Consider the following 16,535-nt stretch of genomic DNA (forward strand, 5'->3'; position numbering starts at 1 on the left):
GGCGCCACAGGAACACGGGCGCCGCGCGATTCATGCGCTCCGTCTCCGAATCGATGTATCCTATAGAATACATCGAACGACAATCCAGCAGACGGAGGCAGGAATTGGCGAGTAGTCGGCGCCTCGTAAGCGCAACAACGGCAATATCGATACCGCAGGTGCGTCGCGTACCCGCGCCGGCCGGTGCGAACGGCTTCGCGGCCACGATCACCACGCTGCGCCCCGCGTCGGGGCACGAGCGCGCGGAGCTGATCCGCGACCTGATCGACGCGTTCCGGCGGCTGCGCAACAGCATCGAGCGCTTCGAGCGCATGCTCGCGCGTGGGGACGGCGCTGGCAGTGGCGGCATGGCTGACGCGCACGCATCGCCAGCCGGGGTGTCGCTGCAGCCGCTCCTCGTCGCGCTCTCGCGACGCATCGATCTGGCCCGCTTCGCCCGTCAGCGCGAACTCAAGCGCGCGATTCGCGACGCGCGCCGCCTCGACAAGACGCGCGATGCGCTTTTCAGCGACGCGTTCTGTCTCGACACCGAAGCGCTGCGCCGCACCGTGGCCGAACTGGAGCGGCTCGATGCGGCCTTCGTCGGGCTCGGCGTCGAACATGTGCTTGCGCAGCACGCGAACGCGGCCGAAGCGCAATTCGAAGCGCGCTGCGAAGCGCAATCGTCCGGGGCGGCCGCAGGCTGGTCAGTGGCCAATGCCGTCACCGTCACCGGCATCGCAACGACGCTCATGCGCGAAACCGCCACCTGAACCGCGTCCCCCGGCCGTTATCCGGCCTTCGTTATATTCCATGGTATATTGCGCTCTCGACGCGCAGCCAGCCGGGGGCGCCCAGCCGGCGGCGCCCAGCCGGGGCGCCCAGCCGGGTCGAGGCGCAGTCGCCGCTCACGCCATGCACAGCCCCGCGTTCCGCAGTGGATCAGAGGTCACCATGCACGCACCGCCGTTCCGCCTCGCCCGCACGCCGGGCGGCACATCTGCCGAAGAGACCGCGCTGCGCGCGATGGCGAGCGCAGACTGCTGCGGCCCTTCGCAAGCCGAACTCGCCCGCGCGCGTCAGCGCACGCGCCTCGTCGAACTCGACGCCCATCTGCATTGCTCCATCATCGGCACCTGCCTGAGCACGCACGAGCTGCGCAAGCTCGTCCCGAAATTCACCCGGCTCGACGCCCAGCGCGCGAGCGATCTCGAGATCCATCACGCCGCGGTCGAACTGGCGATCGAAGGCGGCGCAGGCGGCAAGGCATTGCAAAAGGCTCTCGACAGCCGCTATGCAGGCGCGGTGCGCCGATTCGCCAGTGCGCGCGACACGCAGGCCGTGCTCGCGCTCTGGAACGACGCGCTCGCGAACGGCGACATCCCGCCCGCGTACTGGGCGGTGATGACACATCCGGCCACGACGATGGAAGTGCGCCAGGCCGCGTTCGGCGAGCTGCACATGCTCTCGCACCTGGTTGGCGCGGCCAATCGCGCGGACTTGCGCCGCCTCGTGGCGCTGGAAGCGGAAAACGCCGAACTCCGGGCCAAGATCGAGCGTCAGCAGGCGCGCCTGCACGAGATGAGCCGTGAGCGCGACGCCGCGCGCAACGCCCTCGATGCGCAAACCGCACAGCTGACGGCGCAGCGCGAAAACACCCCGCAGCACGCGCAGCTCGAGGCGCTGCAGGAAGCGCTCGCGGCACGCGACGCGCGGGTCGCGCTGCACACGAGCCGCCGCGAGATCGCGGAGCAGCGCGCGAATGCCGATGCCGCCGCACTCCACACGCTACGCGCGCAGCTCGACGAAGCCCACGCGCTGATCGACGCCTTGCGCGCCGAAGTTCACGCGGTGGAGCAGACCACGCACGCGCACGAAGACCCGCAAGCCCAACGCACGCTTCCCGAGGATGCGTTAAAGGGCCGCCGGATCGTCTACGTGGGTGGCAGGCCGGGTTCGAATCACGCGCTCAGGCGCTGGGTGGAGTCGGCGGGAGGCGAGCTGACCGTGCACGACGGCGGTGTGGAAGATCGCAAGGGCCTGCTCGCCGCAGCCCTCGCCAACGCGGATCTCGCGGTGTTTCCCGTCGACTGCATCGACCACGATTCGATGAGCACGCTCAGGCGCGTGTGCGAACGGCATCAGGTCACGTGGCACCCATTGCGAACGGCGAGTCTCGCCAGCTTCGTCGAGTTGATGATGCGGCTCCATGCGAACGCGCCGCCCACGCTCGCGGCGGTGCCCGTCTCGCGTTTCTGCCTGCGCCACGGCTAGGCGCCTGGCGTTGGCGGCAGTGCGCCGCCGCGGCACGTCACGTCACATCGCGTCAGGATTTCACGAGTTTGACGAGGGCTTCGATCTCGGCCTCGCAGACCGCCGCCGCACGCGCCTCGATGCTGCGATACAGGCGCACGATCTCTTCGCCCACCGGCGTCAGCATGCTACCGCCGCCGCTCTGCCCGCCATGCTCCGAAACCGTGGCCGGCGACTCCAGCGCGCGGTTGAGTTCATCCATCAGCAGCCACGCGCGGCGGTACGACATGTTCATGCTGCGCGCCGCAGCCGAGATCGAGCCATGTTCGCGGACGGCTTCGAGCAGCGACACCTTGCCTGGACCGAGCGCGATCGTGCCATCCTGAAGGATGCGCATGCGAAAACGCACCTCGGGTCGGCCCGGTTTCTGCGCCTGGGCGGGCGCGGGAGCGTCTGCGCGCGGTTGATCGTTGGGGGACTTGGTCATGCGCGCAAGCATACACGATGCGTGCTACGCGCCGTTCCCCTCTACATGGCTAACGTCCGGCGGGAAAGCAGAAGCCGAAGTCCTCGCAGCCGGGGCAACCGGGCGCAGGGCCTGGCGTGGCGCCCGACGCCAGCGCGAGTTCACGCGCCAGCAGCTTCTTCCAGCGCAAGCCTTCCACGTTGCGCGCCACGACCTCGGGAAAGAAGCGCTCCAGCATGCCTGTCACGTCATCGCGGCCACGCAGGCCGAGATCGCGCCACAGATGATCGGGACGCAGGCACGCGTGGGCAACGATCGCGGCGAGGCAACGCACGTCGTCGGGGTCGGCTTGCGGCGCGGCAAGCGCAACGAGAAAGTCATGCATTGCGGTGGCGAATGCAGCATGCGACGCATCGGCCATCCCGTGCGTGTGCAGCGCTTCACTCGTCACCGCACACACGAAGTGCCGCGCACCGAGCGCGTCGAACTGCGCGCGCGTTAGACCGAGCAACGGCAATTCGCCGCGCACCTCGCGCGCCGCAACGAGCCGCGCGAAGAGCCAGGCGTCGGGCGTGCGCGGCGCCTCCGGCGCCCCCGTCAGAGTGTCGCAGCGCGCGACGGCCAGCGCATCGACATCGCGCGGCGGCGCGCCGGAGTCCTGTCTACCGTGTGTCATGGCATTCACGCGAGTTTGGAGCGCATCAACCGTCTACGCCGACGATCACGCTCGATGCCTTGAAAAGCGCCGCAGCCTGCTTGCCCGCCGCGAGGCCGAGACGATCGACGCTGTCGTTCGTTACGATGGCCGCGATCTGCGCACCGCCCGGGGCCGCGAGCACGACTTCGGCGTTCACCGCGCCCTTCGTGACCGACGAAACCGTGCCCGCCACCACATTGCGCGTGGACACCTTGCTCGCATCGCCGTCGACCATGAGGATCACCGACGATGCCTTCACAAGCGCGAAGGCCGGCTTGCCAGCGGCGAGACCCAGCGAAGCGGCGCTGCCATGCGTAATGATCGCAACGATCTCGAGGCCGCCGTCGGCGCGCAGCGTGACTTCGTCGTTGACAGCGCCGGCCTTGACCGCGCTGATCTGGCCGGAGAAATGGTTGCGGGCGCTGGTACGCATAAGGACCTCCACAATTGAACAGAACAATGAAACGGCAAAGAACCGGAGCCTCAGTTTAGCCGTGTCACTGTGACGCGCACGGGCATGGATCGCCAAAATAGCGAATGTCGCAAGCACATGAATACAGCAGTCCATCGTAATATATGGGCCTTTATAACGAACGGGGTGTCGAACATGTTTATCCGCAAGCTGGCGGCCTCAGTCGTCGTGATGAGCGGTGTGATGGGCGCGATGGGTGCGAGCGCCAACGCATTCGCCGACGAATCCGATGTCAACGTGCTCTATGCAGGCTCGCTCGTGAACCTCATGGAAAAGAGCGTGGGCCCCGCGTTCGAAAAGGAAACGGGCCTGCATTTCAAGGGCTACGCAGCCGGCTCGAACAAGATCGCCAATGAGATCAAGGGCAAGCTGCGCCGCGGCGATGTGTTCATCAGCGCGAGCCCGAAGGTCAACACGAGCCTCATGGGCGAGGCCAGCGGCAATCACGTCACGTGGTACGTGAATTTCGCCGAATCGCCGCTCCTGATCGGCTACAACCCAAAGAGCCGTTTCGCCGCCGACTTCAAGACGAAGCAGTGGGATCAGGTCCTGCAGGAACCGGGCATCCGCCTCGGCCGCACTGATCCGAAGCTCGACCCGAAGGGCGCGTTCACCGTCGAACTCATGACGAAGGCCGCGCAGGCGTACAACCAGCCTGATCTCGTGCAGAAAACACTTGGCACGCCGGAGAATCCCGAGCAGGTGCTGCCGGAAGAAACGCTCGTTGGCCGTCTGCAATCGGGTCAGCTCGACGCTGGCTTCTTCTACTCGACCGAAACGTCCGACCTGAAGATTCCGGCGATCCACCCCGCGCCTGAACTGAAGATCAAGGCGAACTACACGCTCACGATTCTCAACGACGCTCCCAACAGCGCCGGCGCCGCGCGCTTCGTGAACTTCCTGCTTTCGGCGGAAGGCCGCAAGCTGCTCGCCGAGCACGGCGTGGATGTGACCAGGCCTGCCGTCAACGGTCAGATCCAGGCGATCCCGCCGTCGGTGCAAGCCGTAATCGACGCCGCACAGCAATGACACAAGCCGCGCAACGTGCCGAACAGGTTGCCGTGAAACGCTCCCAGCCGCTCTGGTGGCTCGGCGCGCTGCTCGCGGTCTACCTGTGCGCGCCGTTCGTTGCGAGCATTCCGCAGATCGGGCAGGCGGACTGGGCCGGCGTCGACTGGCACGCCACCTGGTCGGCGGTCGGCGTGTCGGTCGCGAGCGCGAGCGTGGCCGCACTCGTCATCCTGGTGGGCGGCGTGCCGCTCGGCTATTGGCTCGCGCGTTCGCGCGCGCGCGGCATTGCCTTGCTCGGCTTCGTCGTGCAGTTGCCGCTCGCGTTGCCGCCGCTCACGAGCGGTGTGCTGCTGCTGTTTCTCATCGGGCCGTATAGCGGCATTGGCCAGCTCTTCGGCGGCTCGCTCACCGACTCTTTCACGGGCATCGTGCTCGCCGAGACCTTCGTGGCGGCGCCCTTCCTGATCGTCGCGGCACGCTCGGCGTTCAGCGCCGTCGATCCCGTCTACGACGACGTTGCCGCCACGCTCGGCCATCACGCCGCCAGCCGTTTCTTTCGTGTCACGCTGCCCATTGCGTGGCCCGCTATCCGCGCGGGGCTCGCGCTCGCCTGGCTGCGCGCGTTCGGCGAATTCGGCGCGACCGTGATGGTCGCGTATCACCCGTATTCGCTGCCTGTGTATACCTACGTCGTGTTCGGCGGCCAGGGCTTGCCCGCGATGATGCCGCTCCTGCTGCCCACGCTCGGCATTGCGATCATCTGCGCGGTGCTCTCCGTCTATAGCCGCGGCGCACGCCCGACGCCGGCGGTGAGCCTGGACAACGGCGACGAACTCACCAGTATCACGCCGGCCGCCACCGCGGCCGAAAACGCCGGCCTGCGTCTTGCCTTCGCGGCGCGCCGGCATCTCGGCGCGTTCACGCTCGATGTGGCGTGGCAGCCGCAAACGCGCCGGCTCGCGATCATCGGCCCTTCGGGCTCGGGCAAGTCGCTCGCGCTGCGCATCATCGCCGGGCTCGAGCGCAACGACGCGGGCTCTGTCACGCTCGGGGCAACCGACCTCGGCGCGCTACCGCCCGAGCGCCGCCAGATCGGCTACATGCCGCAGGATTACGGGCTCTTCCCGCACATGACCGTGGCGCAGCAACTCGCGTTTCCTGTCGATGCCGACGCGGCCAGCGCCCGCTACTGGCTCGCGCACCTCGGCCTCGACACGCTCACCGAACGCCTGCCGCGGCAGCTCTCGTTCGGCCAGCGCCAGCGCGTGGCGCTCGCGCGCGCGCTCACGCGGCACACGCAACTGCTGCTGTTCGACGAACCGTTCGCTGCGCTCGACACGCCGCGCCGCCGCCGTCTACAGCAGTCGTTGCGGGCGCTGCAACGCGAAGTAGGCGCAGTGACGGTGATCGTCACGCACGACCCCGACGAGGCGGCGCTGCTCGCCGACGAAGTGCTCGTGATCGAACAGGGCTGCGTGCTGCAGGCGGGCGCCGTGGCCGACGTGTTCCGGCGGCCCGCCACGCTGCGCGTGGCCGAACTGCTCGGCCTGCACAACGTCGGCGAGGGGATCGTGCGTGCCGGTGGCACGATCGAAACGCCGGCGGGACTGCGCCTGCCCTGCGCCGATCCATCGCTTGCGGTGGGCACGCGCGTGATGTGGCGGGTCTCGCCGCGCGCGCTCGTCGCGACGCAGGAAGGCGCGTGGCAAGGGCGTATTGCCGGCACGTCGCTGCGTCACGGAGACCGCTACGTTACCGTCGAGATCGCCGGAGAAACCTTCGATATCGCCGCAGAAGATGCGCCGGCATCGCATGCCAGCGAGCTGCGCTTCTCGATCGACGCGAACGGCGTGCTCGCCTGGCCGGCGTCGCAGGGCGCCTGATTCACCACTCCTGAAAACACTCACCTTTCGCGGCGACATACCAGCAGCGGTGTCGCCGCTGATGACAAAATAGCCCCTGTTAAAGGGGCTTTTTGCATAAGCGGTTAGCGATCCGATGCGCCATTTCGCACCGTTGCTCACGGTTCCCGAAAACGCTCACCTTTCGGCGTCTCGCGCTCGGACACGCAAGGTTTCGACTGCCAACACCTGGTAGTCGGCAATATTCGCATCCCTTAACCTGGGACTACCAGGAAAATCTTGCGCGCCGGAACCAGGTTCTCCTGTCCATCGGGATCACGAAACTTCCGCTGCCGATCACGCGCGACGGTGATTTCGGCACGCTTCGTTCACGAACCGTCGCAATGCCACGCGCGCGGCTCCCGGATCTTCTCACCTATGACCGCGACGCCACGCTCAGATCATGAAGCGGCTGTCTTCCACGAGCACACGCGGCAACGGTTGCAGGTCGGTGCGCGCGAAGCGCACCAGAGAGAAGGCGCGCAGACCTTGCGGGCTCGACGGCAGCCGCGCGAGCGGGAACGTGATCGAGGCGCTGTTGCCCGGGCCGCCGTTTGCGAGCAGGACATTCATCGGACTCAGGCAGATCTCGCGCATTTCGACGTTCGTGTATTGCGCGGGATTCGCGAGCACCCTGCAGATTACCGTGAGCTGGTGTTCGAGCGCTTCGCTCTTGAGGCCGAGTGCGGCAATCTCGCTCTCGTTCTGCGCAATCTGCGCCTCGACCTTCGCCACTTCGGCGACGTTTGGCACGGCGTGCTCGCCGAGCATGCGTTGCGTCCCCGCGCCGTGGCGCGTGAGCAGTTGCAGGCGCGTCCTGAGCAGCGCACGCTCCTGTTCCAGCACGTCGCGGCGCGACTCGTCGGCGCCGATCTGCTCGAGGCCTTCCAGGGCGATCTGCTCGACCACGCGCTGCACGATCTGCTCGCGAAGGTCGCTCTCGGTTTCGCCGCATACACGCACCTGATGGTCGTCGAAGCTCAGCGTCGTCTGCATGACATCGGTGTGCACCTCGTCGCCATGCTGCTCGGCACCGAAGGCATGCCGCTCGTTCAGGGCCATGCCGAGCACCGCGTAAGTCTCGCGCGCAAGTGGATGAGCCTCGAACCAGGCATGCAGTTCAGGCGAGCGGCTCAGCACATGGCCGACCTCGTCGGGCGCAGCGAAAAACGCGTGGATATAGGGGTCGCTCGACCAGGTGGCGGCGCTCGCTTCGCGCGCGGGTGGCATGCGGTCCACCACCTCGCGCACGTACGCGACCGATTGCGCGAGCGCGGGGGCGAGCCGCTCGCGCCACTCGGGCACGAGCTTGAGCGTAGGGCTGAGCACGAGCAGACGCTCGATCAGCGTCTGGATTTGCGGCGATTGCGGCGCCTGCTTCGCGCGGGCGCGCGGCCAAAGCCTTTCCAGGATACCCATCGATAACTCCGTTGCAGACCGCTCGGACGCGGCGGCGGTGAAGCGCAGGGCGCACAACGAGGCCTCTTGTCGCGAATGACTATACCGCGAATCACGACCCGGCCGCGGCGATACTGCCGCAACGCAGCAACGCCTCACGTTGCGTTCATGTTCCCGGAAACACTCACCTTTGAGTTGCGTGACGTGCACCACATGGACCTGAACCTGGCCGCCGATATGCGCAACGGTGCAGCGAAAACCCGTGCGGCGCACACCGCAGTGAACTTGCGCTCCCGCACACGCTCACCTTTGGTTTTCTTTGGAGCGCCCACCTTGCTACGCAGGTTTGTGCAGTGCTTCATCCCGGCCGTTCCCGTATGCACTCACCGTCGAGCATGGCGGCGCGATGACGGCTCCCGAATATCCTCACCATCAGACAGCACGCGCATCTTAATCTGCAATCCGAATCAATTGTCTCGCTAACGTGATCCCATCCTCAGCTTTCCTCTGCCTTTCAGGGACCGTCGCGGACGCAACGAATCGCGATGACATGTCAACGAGGCGTTTCAGGCACGCCAATTGCGCAGGGGCCCACGGCGCGTGCACGACGGCCTCGGGAAAAACCCCGCTTGCTGGGTGCGCAAACCGCGAAGCATCAAGCAAGAGCGACCTCGTCACGCGTTTTAGACGGTTCGTTCAATTGACAGTGGCCAATGTCATGATCCAATCTTCTGCGCATAAATACGACACAGGGAGGCAGACAAATCATGGAGAGCATTGTCCGCAGCAGCTTGATGCTGGCCGCGGCCGCGACCCCTTTGCTGGTCGCCTGCGGCGGAGGTACCGCCAGCAATCCGGCACCCATCACCCCGGCGCAATGCTCGGGTTCGTCATGCGCGAACCAGGGTCCGCCCAGCAGCGCACCGACCGCCACGGCGTTGTGTCCCGCCGCGGCGGACATCGCGGCGAACACGTATCTGGGCGGTGCAGGCAGTGGCGAGGTCGTGAGCCTGAACATCGACCCGACGAAGATGACGTACAAGCTCACGTTCCTCGCCTCGCCCATTCCCGTGGCCGCGAGTTCGGTGCAGAACACGCGTGCGGGTCTCACCATCACGGGCGCCGTGCAGCATCCGCCCGCGGGCTCGCTGCCGACCGCCGCGCAGATCACGTGTGCGTTCCAGCTTCAGGCGGGCACGGGCACGATCAACGGCAGCACCTACACAACGGCGTACAACGCCAACAATCCGCCCACGATCTATGTTGGCTTTGGCGTGGCGGGCGGCGGCATTCCGGGCGCGACCGTGAACATCGACGGCGACACCACTGCAAATCTGCTCTTCAGCGGGGTGGCGCCGCGCACGTTCGACTTCTATCCGTTCATCGGCTTTTCGTCGGTCAGCACGAGCCTCGCCGATCTCAAAGGCTCGTATAACGCGCTGCTCTATCACATCCTGCCTTCCAGCAGTTTCGCGCCGGCGGCGAAGGTGACGCAGGAGCAGTACGACGCAAGCGGCAATTGCAGCGTGCCGGCTGGCGCGACCAACACGAGTTGCGCAACCGCTGCGAACGCATGGACGGCGAGCACGAGCGGCAGCTATTTCGACAGTACCGACGCACCGCAGATCGAGACGCCCACACCGTTGCCGTTCCCCTTGAACCTCGGCAACAACGTCATCGTCAGCCGCCAGGGCGGCGCCGGGCACCTCATCCTCGGCAAGCTCAATGGGGCCATCGTGCCCGTGGTCGTACGCACCGGCTACGTGAACGAAACCATCAGCCTGAGCAATCAGATCGCCGTGGACGACGAGTCCGGCATCGCCCTGCTCGCGCCCGCGACGACGCTCACGTCGGGCGCGTTCGACGGTAGCTACATTGGCGCGGACTCGAATTTCGCCTACACGGCAACGCTCATCAACGGCCAGCAAGCCGGCTTCCTCAAGCCCTCGACGATGACGACGCAGAGCCAGTTCACGCTCGATTACACGCAGACGCACCCCGGCCTGATCGGCGTAACCGATACCCAGGGCAAAGCGGGCAATCTGATTGCGGTGGGCGGTCTTTACGGCATCTTCATCAACGGCGAGGAGAACGGCGGCGTCACGGCCAGCTCGGCGAATAGCGCCACGCCCAATCAGCCTTACTTCGGCGTCGGTGCACTGATCCAGCCACAGTAGTTCATCAGGCGGTCGCGGCATCCTGATCGTTGACGACCGCCTTAATTTCGCACTGCGAATGACTGTCAGTCGCTCTCGCCAACAACAAGACTCTGGAGACGCGGTATGAAATGGAAACTTTTTGCGGCGCTCTCGATTGCCGCACCGACGATCGCAGCGCTCAGTGCATGCGGTGGCGGCAACGGCAGCAGCAGTAGCCCTCCGCTCGTGGAAGCAGCGCTTTGCCCCACCTCGCTCGATTACAACACGGTGTACACCGGCGGCGGCGGCGACGGCGAACTCGTCAAGCTGCAGCTCGACACGGCCAAAATGACCTGGCAGATCACTTATGTCGAGTCGCCGATCCCGCAGACCACCGGCACCGTGACGCCCACGCGCAAAGGCCAGGTCGCCACCGGCACGCTGACGGCGGAAACCGGGCTGCCCACGGCGAAGCTCAACCAGTGCGCGTTCCGCCTGAATGGCGCGAGTCTCGACCCCAACCGCCCGGCGCGCGTCTTCATCGGCGAAGGCGTGGCCGGCGGCACGATTCCGGGCGCCGAGATCGCGTACAAGGGCTCCGGCGGTATTGGCGTCGTGCCGGACACGACGTTCCCGTACTACCCGTTCATCGGCTTCTCCGCGATCGAAACGAATCTCGCGAATGTCGCCGGCACGTACAGCCAGCTCGGCTATCACCAGGTGCCTTCGCAAAATTTCCAGCCCGCAGCGGTCGACGCAAAGATCACGATCAACGCCAACGGCACCTGGACCGAATGCGACAACACGGGCGTGAACGCCGGCAAATGCCAGCAGCCCGGCACGAATTTCGCGCAGTCGGCCGATGGCAGCGGCGCGTTCGAAACCGATCACTTCCAGGGGCAGGTGAAGCCGACGCTCGTCACCACGGAGCCGGCCGGCAAGGGCTTCATGATCGTCGGCAAGTTGCGCGGCCAGCTCGTGCCCGTGCTCGTCCGCACCGGCGTGGCGTATCCGCAGGTTGGCGTCGATCCGCAAAGCGGCGCCACGGGCCCGGTGGCCGACGACGAATCGGGCATCTCCGTGCTCGCGCCGCAAACGGCTATCGCGCAGGGCTCGCAGAACGGCGAATACATCGGCGTGGACAGCCAGTTCGACTATCGCACGCTCGCGCTGGAAGGCACGCAGGCCACGCTGCTCGATCCGTTCAACGCCTCGCAGGCCGCGCTCGCCACTGCCCTCGATCTGAACTTCACCCAGACCGTACCGGGCACGGTGACGACCACGCATGTGGGCGCCTCCACCGGCTCGACACCCACCGGCAAGATGATCTTCACGGGCGGCGTGTTCGGCTACCTCGACATGACGACGCCGTCGGACCCGTACTTCACGGCTGGCGCGTTCGTTCAGTAAGGATGACGAAGTAACGTATCGAACAATAACCGGCGCGGCAAACCGCGCCATTCACGAGGTGGCCACTCCCGGCCGTCGCGCAATGCGGCGGCGGCCGGGCCACAAAGGCGCGCGCAGCAAAGGCGGACGACGCATGCCGGACATCCCGAAGCATGCATCGAGCCGTCCCGCGCGCGGGTAAGGCGCACCCGTTCCTGGGAGGGACATGATGAAACGCATTGCAGTGGCGGCGCTGACCGCCGGGCTGACGGCGAGTGCGTATGCACAGCACGCCGGCGACAACGTCGTCGCACTCGGCTGGTTTCACGTCACGACGCAGCATTCGAGCACGCCGCTCACCACGGACGTCGCGCCCGTGCCGATCAACACGCCGCTGCGGCTGCCCAGTTCGTTCACTTCGGCGGGCACGGGGCTTTCGGCATCGAATGCGGATACGGTCGGCCTCGTCATCAGCCACTTCTTCACGGACCATATCGCGCTTACCTCGGTGGCGGGCGTGCCGCCCACGTTCAAGCTCTATGGTCACGGCACGATCAAGCCGCCAGGCCCGGCGGGCGCGCTCGGTAGCCAGAATCTCAGCGATCCGGCGACGAACCCCATCGTCGGCAGCGTGCGCCAATGGAGCCCGGCGCTGATCTTCCAGTATTACTTTCGCGACGCCGATGCAAAATTCCGCCCGTTCCTCGGCATCGGCGTGTCGTACAACTGGTTCTCGGACATCCAGCTCAACCCGAACTTCGTGAAGGCCACCCAGGACGATCTCGGCTCCGTGCTCGCGGCCGGCGCCGGCAAGTCGGGGCAAACGCAGATCAGCGCGAAGGCGTCGTCGTCGTGGTCGCCGGTTTTCAATCTCGGGGCCACCTACAACGTCACGAAGCATCTGGGGATCGTTGCGTCGGTCACCTATATTCCGCTGAAGACGACGTCCTCGGTGATCGTCAAGGCAGCGGACGGCAGCGAGCTCGGCGTGAGCCGGGCCGACCTCAAGGCCGATCCGATCATCTCGTTCCTCGCGCTTTCTTACCGCTTCTAAGGGCGCGTCGTGCCGGCGCAACGGCGAGGAGGCGCATGCGCGTAAGGGCGAGAACGCCCGCGCCAGAGCATGCACCCTCCCGTGCGCTCGCGTGGGCGGGGCCGCTCGCGCTAAAATCGCGGCATGCCGAAAACGCCCAAAGCCCCCGTGACCGATTCCGCGCCCGAGCGTGTTACCGACAGCGAATACACCGTCGACGAACTCGCTCGCGTGGCGGGCACGACGGTGCGCAACGTGCGCGCCTATCAGGACCGCGACCTGCTCATGCCGCCCGAGAAGCGCGGGCGCGTCGGCATTTATAACGATTCGCACGTTGCGCGGCTCAAGCTGATCAACCACCTGCTGGCGCGCGGCTACACGCTCGCCAACATTCAGGATCTCATCCTGGCGATCGACGACGGCGGCGACCTGCGCTCGATCCTCGGCCTGGAGAATGCGATCGGCGGTCCGTGGTCGCACGCGCGGCCAAAAACGTATTCGCTGCCGCAGCTCATCAAGCTGTTCGGGCCGCAGGCGCCGAGCAGTCTTTCGCGTCTCGCGGACCTCGGGCTGCTCGAACGCCAGGGACTGTCGTTCGTCTCGCGCAATCCGGGCATGCTCGACGCCGCGGCCGCCACCGTGCGCGAGGGCATTCCCGCACGCGAACTGCTCGACGTGCTCGAAGAAACGCGTCCGCATTTCGACGCCATCGCGCGCGTGCTGGTGGAAATGGTCGTGCGCCATCTGGATCGCTACGATCAGGGCGCGCTGCCGCCCGCCACGGACATGCCCGCGCTCGTCGACGCGATCTGGCGGCTGCGCCCGCTTTCCACGGTGTTCGTCGAGCACGAGATCCTGCGCGCGCTCGAAGCGCAGTCGAGCGACTACCTCGGCGGCCGGGTCGCGACGATCCTCGACAAGACGCTCGGCCGCGAGCGTGCAAGCGAGGCCGCGCCTTCGCCCGCTTCCGCGCCTGCCAGCGCCGCGAAGCAGCGCGCGCCCAAAGCCGCGCCTCGCAAGAGCGCCGCGCGCGCGCCGGCTGCCGCAAAACCGGCTCGCCCCGCGAAGAAAACCGCGCTCAAGAAGCGTTAAACGCGCGCGTCGTCTCTCCTCGTTTCTGCTTCCCCGAGCGCGTGAAAGGCCCCGCCAGGCGGCCTTTCACGCGCTGGCGTCCCCTTGCGCCCCTACTGTTGTTGATGTGTTAGAGCGCTGAATCTAGCCCCTTGCGCATTGGCGTCGATCGCACTATGTTTACATCCATCAATGTCACAGTCATAGATGGATCGACAACAGGGAGACGCTCCGGATGAACGCACCCGCCCGTACCGGCGACGCGATCGACATCGCCATCATCGGCACTGGTTTTGCCGGCCTGGGCATGGCGATCCGCCTGCTGCAAAGCGGCAACCAGGACTTCGCGGTGTTCGAGAAGGCTGACTCCGTGGGCGGCACCTGGCGCGACAACCATTACCCCGGTTGCGCCTGCGACGTGCAATCGCACGTGTACTCGTTTTCGTTCGCACCCAATCCGCGCTGGACCCGCATGTTCGCGCCGCAGCCCGAGATTCGCGCCTATCTGAATCGCTGCGTCGATCGCTTCCGGCTTTTCCCGTGGCTCAACTTCGGGCACGAACTCACGAACGCGACATGGGACGAAGCCGCGCACTGCTGGCGCCTTGCGTTCGCCAATGGCCGGCGCCTCACCGCGCGCGTGCTGATTTCGGGCATGGGCGGCCTTTCGCGCCCCGCGTTGCCGGCGATTGCGGGACTCGACACCTTCGAAGGCAAGGCCTTCCACTCGCAGCACTGGGACCACGACTATGCGCTCGAAGGCAAGCGCGTCGCCGTGATCGGCACGGGGGCAAGCGCTATTCAGTTCGTGCCGCAGATCGCGCCGCGCGTGGCGCAACTCTCGCTCTTCCAGCGCACGCCGCCGTGGATCATGCCCAAGCCCGACCGCGCCATTTCGGGCTTCGAACAATGGCTGTTCCGCACGCTGCCCATCACGCAGGCGCTCGCTCGCGCGGGCCTTTACTGGATGCTCGAAACGCGCGTGCTCGGCTTCGCGGTGCATCCCGCGCTCATGAAGAACGTGCAGAAGCTGGCGTTGCGCCATATCCGCCACCAGGTGCCCGATCCTGAACTGCGCGCGGCCGTGACGCCCGACTACACGATCGGCTGCAAGCGCGTGCTCATATCGAACGACTACTATCCGGCGCTCTCACGCAAGAACGTGCAGGTGGTGACGAACGCGATCGTGCGCGTGGACCGCACCGGCGTCGTTACCGCCGACGGCGTGCATCACGAGGTCGATTGCCTGATCTACGGCACCGGCTTTCAGGTGGCCGATCCATTCCCGCCGGGCACGATCGTGGGCCGCGGCGGCATCGATATCGTCGAGACCTGGCGCAACGGCGCACATGCCTACCTCGGCACGAGTCTGCCTGGTTATCCGAACTTTTTCATGCTGGTCGGCCCGAACACCGGCCTCGGCCACAACTCGATGGTGTTCATGATCGAATCGCAGATCGAGTATGTGCTTGGCGCGCTCGCCGCCATGAAGCGCGACGGCGCCGATTCGATCGATGTGCGGCCCTATGTGGAAGCGCGCTACAACGAGCGCATCCAGAACAAGCTTGGCCGCGCGATCTGGTCGGTGGGCGGCTGCAAGAGCTGGTACCTCGACCCGCGCAACGGCAGGAACACGACACTGTGGCCCGGTTTCACCTGGCGCTTTCGCCGCGCCACCGCGCACTTCTCCCTCGCCGATTACCAGGTCTATCGCGCGCCGCATGCCGCACAGCACGAAGCGCCGCTCGCCGTGGCCACGCAACCCACCGAGGCCGCCTGAACAGGCGCAATCGTCCCACCCGGAGCCGCCCATGAAACGCTTTGACAACAAGGTCGCCGCCATCACCGGAGCGGGCTCGGGCATGGGCCGCGCGCTCGCGCTCCAGCTTGCCGGCGCCGGCTGCCATCTCGCGCTCGCCGACCGGAACGCCCCGGCGCTCGAGGAGACCGCTCGCATCGTGGGCGCGCTTGCCCCTTCAGTACGCGTGAGCACGCGCGCGCTCGACGTGAGCGAGCGCGACGCCGTATTCGCGTGGGCCGACGAAACAGTTGCCACGCACGGCGGCATCAACCTCGTCTTCAACAACGCGGGCGTCGCGCTGTCGAGCACCATCGAAGGCATGGCGTACAGCGACCTCGAGTGGATCGTGAATATCAACTTCTGGGGCGTCGTGCATGGCACGAAGGCATTTCTGCCGCATCTGAAGGCGAGCGGCGACGGACACATCGTCAATACGTCGAGCGTGTTCGGTCTTTTCGCACAACCAGGCATGAGCGGCTACAACGCGACCAAATATGCCGTGCGCGGCTTTACCGAAGCGCTGCGCCAGGAACTCGACATGATGCGCTGCGGCGTGTCCGCGACCTGCGTGCATCCGGGCGGGATTCGCACGAACATCGCGCAATCGAGCCGCGTGGCGCACAACATGGTCGGCTTTATGGTGGCGAGCGAGCAGCAAGGCAAAGACGACTTCGAGAAGTTCTTCATCACCACTGCCGACGACGCTGCCCGCATCATCCTCAACGGCGTGAGGCGCAACGCGCGGCGCGTGCTGATTGGCCGCGACGCGCGCGCAGCCGACTGGCTCGCGCGCACGTTGCCCGCCGCGTACCAGGCGCTGGTCGTGATGAGCGCGCGGCGCGAAGCCACGAAGGCGCGCCGCCGCGCCGCGCGCGGGTCCGCCGCCACGCAATGAATAACAGCAGGCACACAACAGGGAGCCATAA

General features: G+C 66.2%; 14 protein-coding genes. 10 read left to right on the forward strand and 4 right to left on the reverse strand.

All coding sequences use genetic code 11. The features are described 5' to 3' along the window. Positions 1 to 158: 158 nt before the first annotated feature. A complete protein-coding gene (locus BFD71_RS01620; protein ID WP_069261526.1) occupies positions 159 to 752 on the forward strand; it encodes a hypothetical protein in 594 nt (197 codons plus the stop codon). Positions 753 to 933: 181 nt separating this feature from the next. Beyond that, entirely contained in the window at positions 934 to 2,253 is a 1,320-nt protein-coding gene (locus tag BFD71_RS01625) for a DUF2325 domain-containing protein (protein ID WP_069261527.1), read from the forward strand. A 52-nt stretch (positions 2,254 to 2,305) separates the two neighbouring features. On the opposite strand, the gene BFD71_RS01630 is transcribed toward BFD71_RS01625, so the two are convergent. From BFD71_RS01630 to BFD71_RS01640, 3 genes are read right to left on the reverse strand one after another with little or no spacing between them, the layout of a single operon-like run. Then, positions 2,306 to 2,719, reverse strand: a complete 414-nt coding sequence (locus tag BFD71_RS01630) for a winged helix-turn-helix domain-containing protein (protein ID WP_370684236.1) — start codon at positions 2,717 to 2,719, stop codon at positions 2,306 to 2,308. A 49-nt stretch (positions 2,720 to 2,768) separates the two neighbouring features. After that, entirely contained in the window at positions 2,769 to 3,374 is a 606-nt protein-coding gene (locus BFD71_RS01635) for a nitrogen fixation protein NifQ (protein ID WP_069261528.1), read from the reverse strand. 25 nt (positions 3,375 to 3,399) lie between these two features. Continuing rightward, positions 3,400 to 3,828, reverse strand: a complete 429-nt coding sequence (locus BFD71_RS01640; protein ID WP_069261529.1) for a TOBE domain-containing protein — start codon at positions 3,826 to 3,828, stop codon at positions 3,400 to 3,402. A 174-nt stretch (positions 3,829 to 4,002) separates the two neighbouring features. Here BFD71_RS01640 and BFD71_RS01645 point away from each other — a divergent pair, with 174 nt between their 5' ends. Next, complete coding sequence (locus BFD71_RS01645) at positions 4,003 to 4,896, forward strand: extracellular solute-binding protein (protein WP_069261863.1); 894 nt, start codon at positions 4,003 to 4,005, stop codon at positions 4,894 to 4,896. Beyond that, positions 4,893 to 6,761 carry an ABC transporter ATP-binding protein/permease gene (locus tag BFD71_RS01650; RefSeq protein WP_069261530.1) on the forward strand — a complete coding sequence of 623 codons (1,869 nt, stop codon included), beginning with the start codon at positions 4,893 to 4,895 and terminating at the stop codon, positions 6,759 to 6,761. Before BFD71_RS01645 ends, BFD71_RS01650 begins: the two co-directional genes overlap by 4 nt. 414 nt (positions 6,762 to 7,175) lie before the next feature. Here BFD71_RS01650 and BFD71_RS01655 read toward each other — a convergent pair whose 3' ends face one another. Continuing rightward, positions 7,176 to 8,198: a hypothetical protein gene (locus tag BFD71_RS01655; RefSeq protein ID WP_069261531.1), complete on the reverse strand. Its 1,023-nt coding sequence runs from the start codon at positions 8,196 to 8,198 to the stop codon at positions 7,176 to 7,178. Between the two features lie 746 nt (positions 8,199 to 8,944). Here BFD71_RS01655 and BFD71_RS01660 point away from each other — a divergent pair. The 6 genes from BFD71_RS01660 to BFD71_RS01685 all read left to right on the forward strand — a co-directional run bounded on the left by BFD71_RS01660 (position 8,945) and on the right by BFD71_RS01685 (position 16,504). Continuing rightward, entirely contained in the window at positions 8,945 to 10,354 is a 1,410-nt protein-coding gene (locus tag BFD71_RS01660) for a DUF2957 domain-containing protein (protein ID WP_069261532.1), read from the forward strand. A gap of 105 nt (positions 10,355 to 10,459) precedes the next feature. Then, on the forward strand, positions 10,460 to 11,725 hold the full coding sequence (locus BFD71_RS01665) for a DUF2957 domain-containing protein (protein WP_069261533.1): 1,266 nt from the start codon (positions 10,460 to 10,462) through the stop codon (positions 11,723 to 11,725). A 208-nt stretch (positions 11,726 to 11,933) separates the two neighbouring features. Then, positions 11,934 to 12,758, forward strand: coding sequence for an OmpW/AlkL family protein (locus tag BFD71_RS01670; protein ID WP_141710540.1), 825 nt, complete (start codon positions 11,934 to 11,936; stop codon positions 12,756 to 12,758). A gap of 123 nt (positions 12,759 to 12,881) precedes the next feature. Beyond that, complete coding sequence (locus tag BFD71_RS01675) at positions 12,882 to 13,829, forward strand: MerR family transcriptional regulator (protein ID WP_083244991.1); 948 nt, start codon at positions 12,882 to 12,884, stop codon at positions 13,827 to 13,829. Between the two features lie 214 nt (positions 13,830 to 14,043). After that, complete coding sequence (locus BFD71_RS01680; protein ID WP_069261535.1) at positions 14,044 to 15,588, forward strand: flavin-containing monooxygenase; 1,545 nt, start codon at positions 14,044 to 14,046, stop codon at positions 15,586 to 15,588. 31 nt (positions 15,589 to 15,619) lie between these two features. Further along, complete coding sequence (locus BFD71_RS01685) at positions 15,620 to 16,504, forward strand: SDR family NAD(P)-dependent oxidoreductase (RefSeq protein ID WP_069261536.1); 885 nt, start codon at positions 15,620 to 15,622, stop codon at positions 16,502 to 16,504. Positions 16,505 to 16,535 lie beyond the last annotated feature (31 nt).

The sequence above is a fragment of the Paraburkholderia nodosa genome (genome assembly GCF_001718195.1).
GTDB classification, from domain to species: Bacteria; Pseudomonadota; Gammaproteobacteria; order Burkholderiales; family Burkholderiaceae; genus Paraburkholderia; species Paraburkholderia nodosa_A.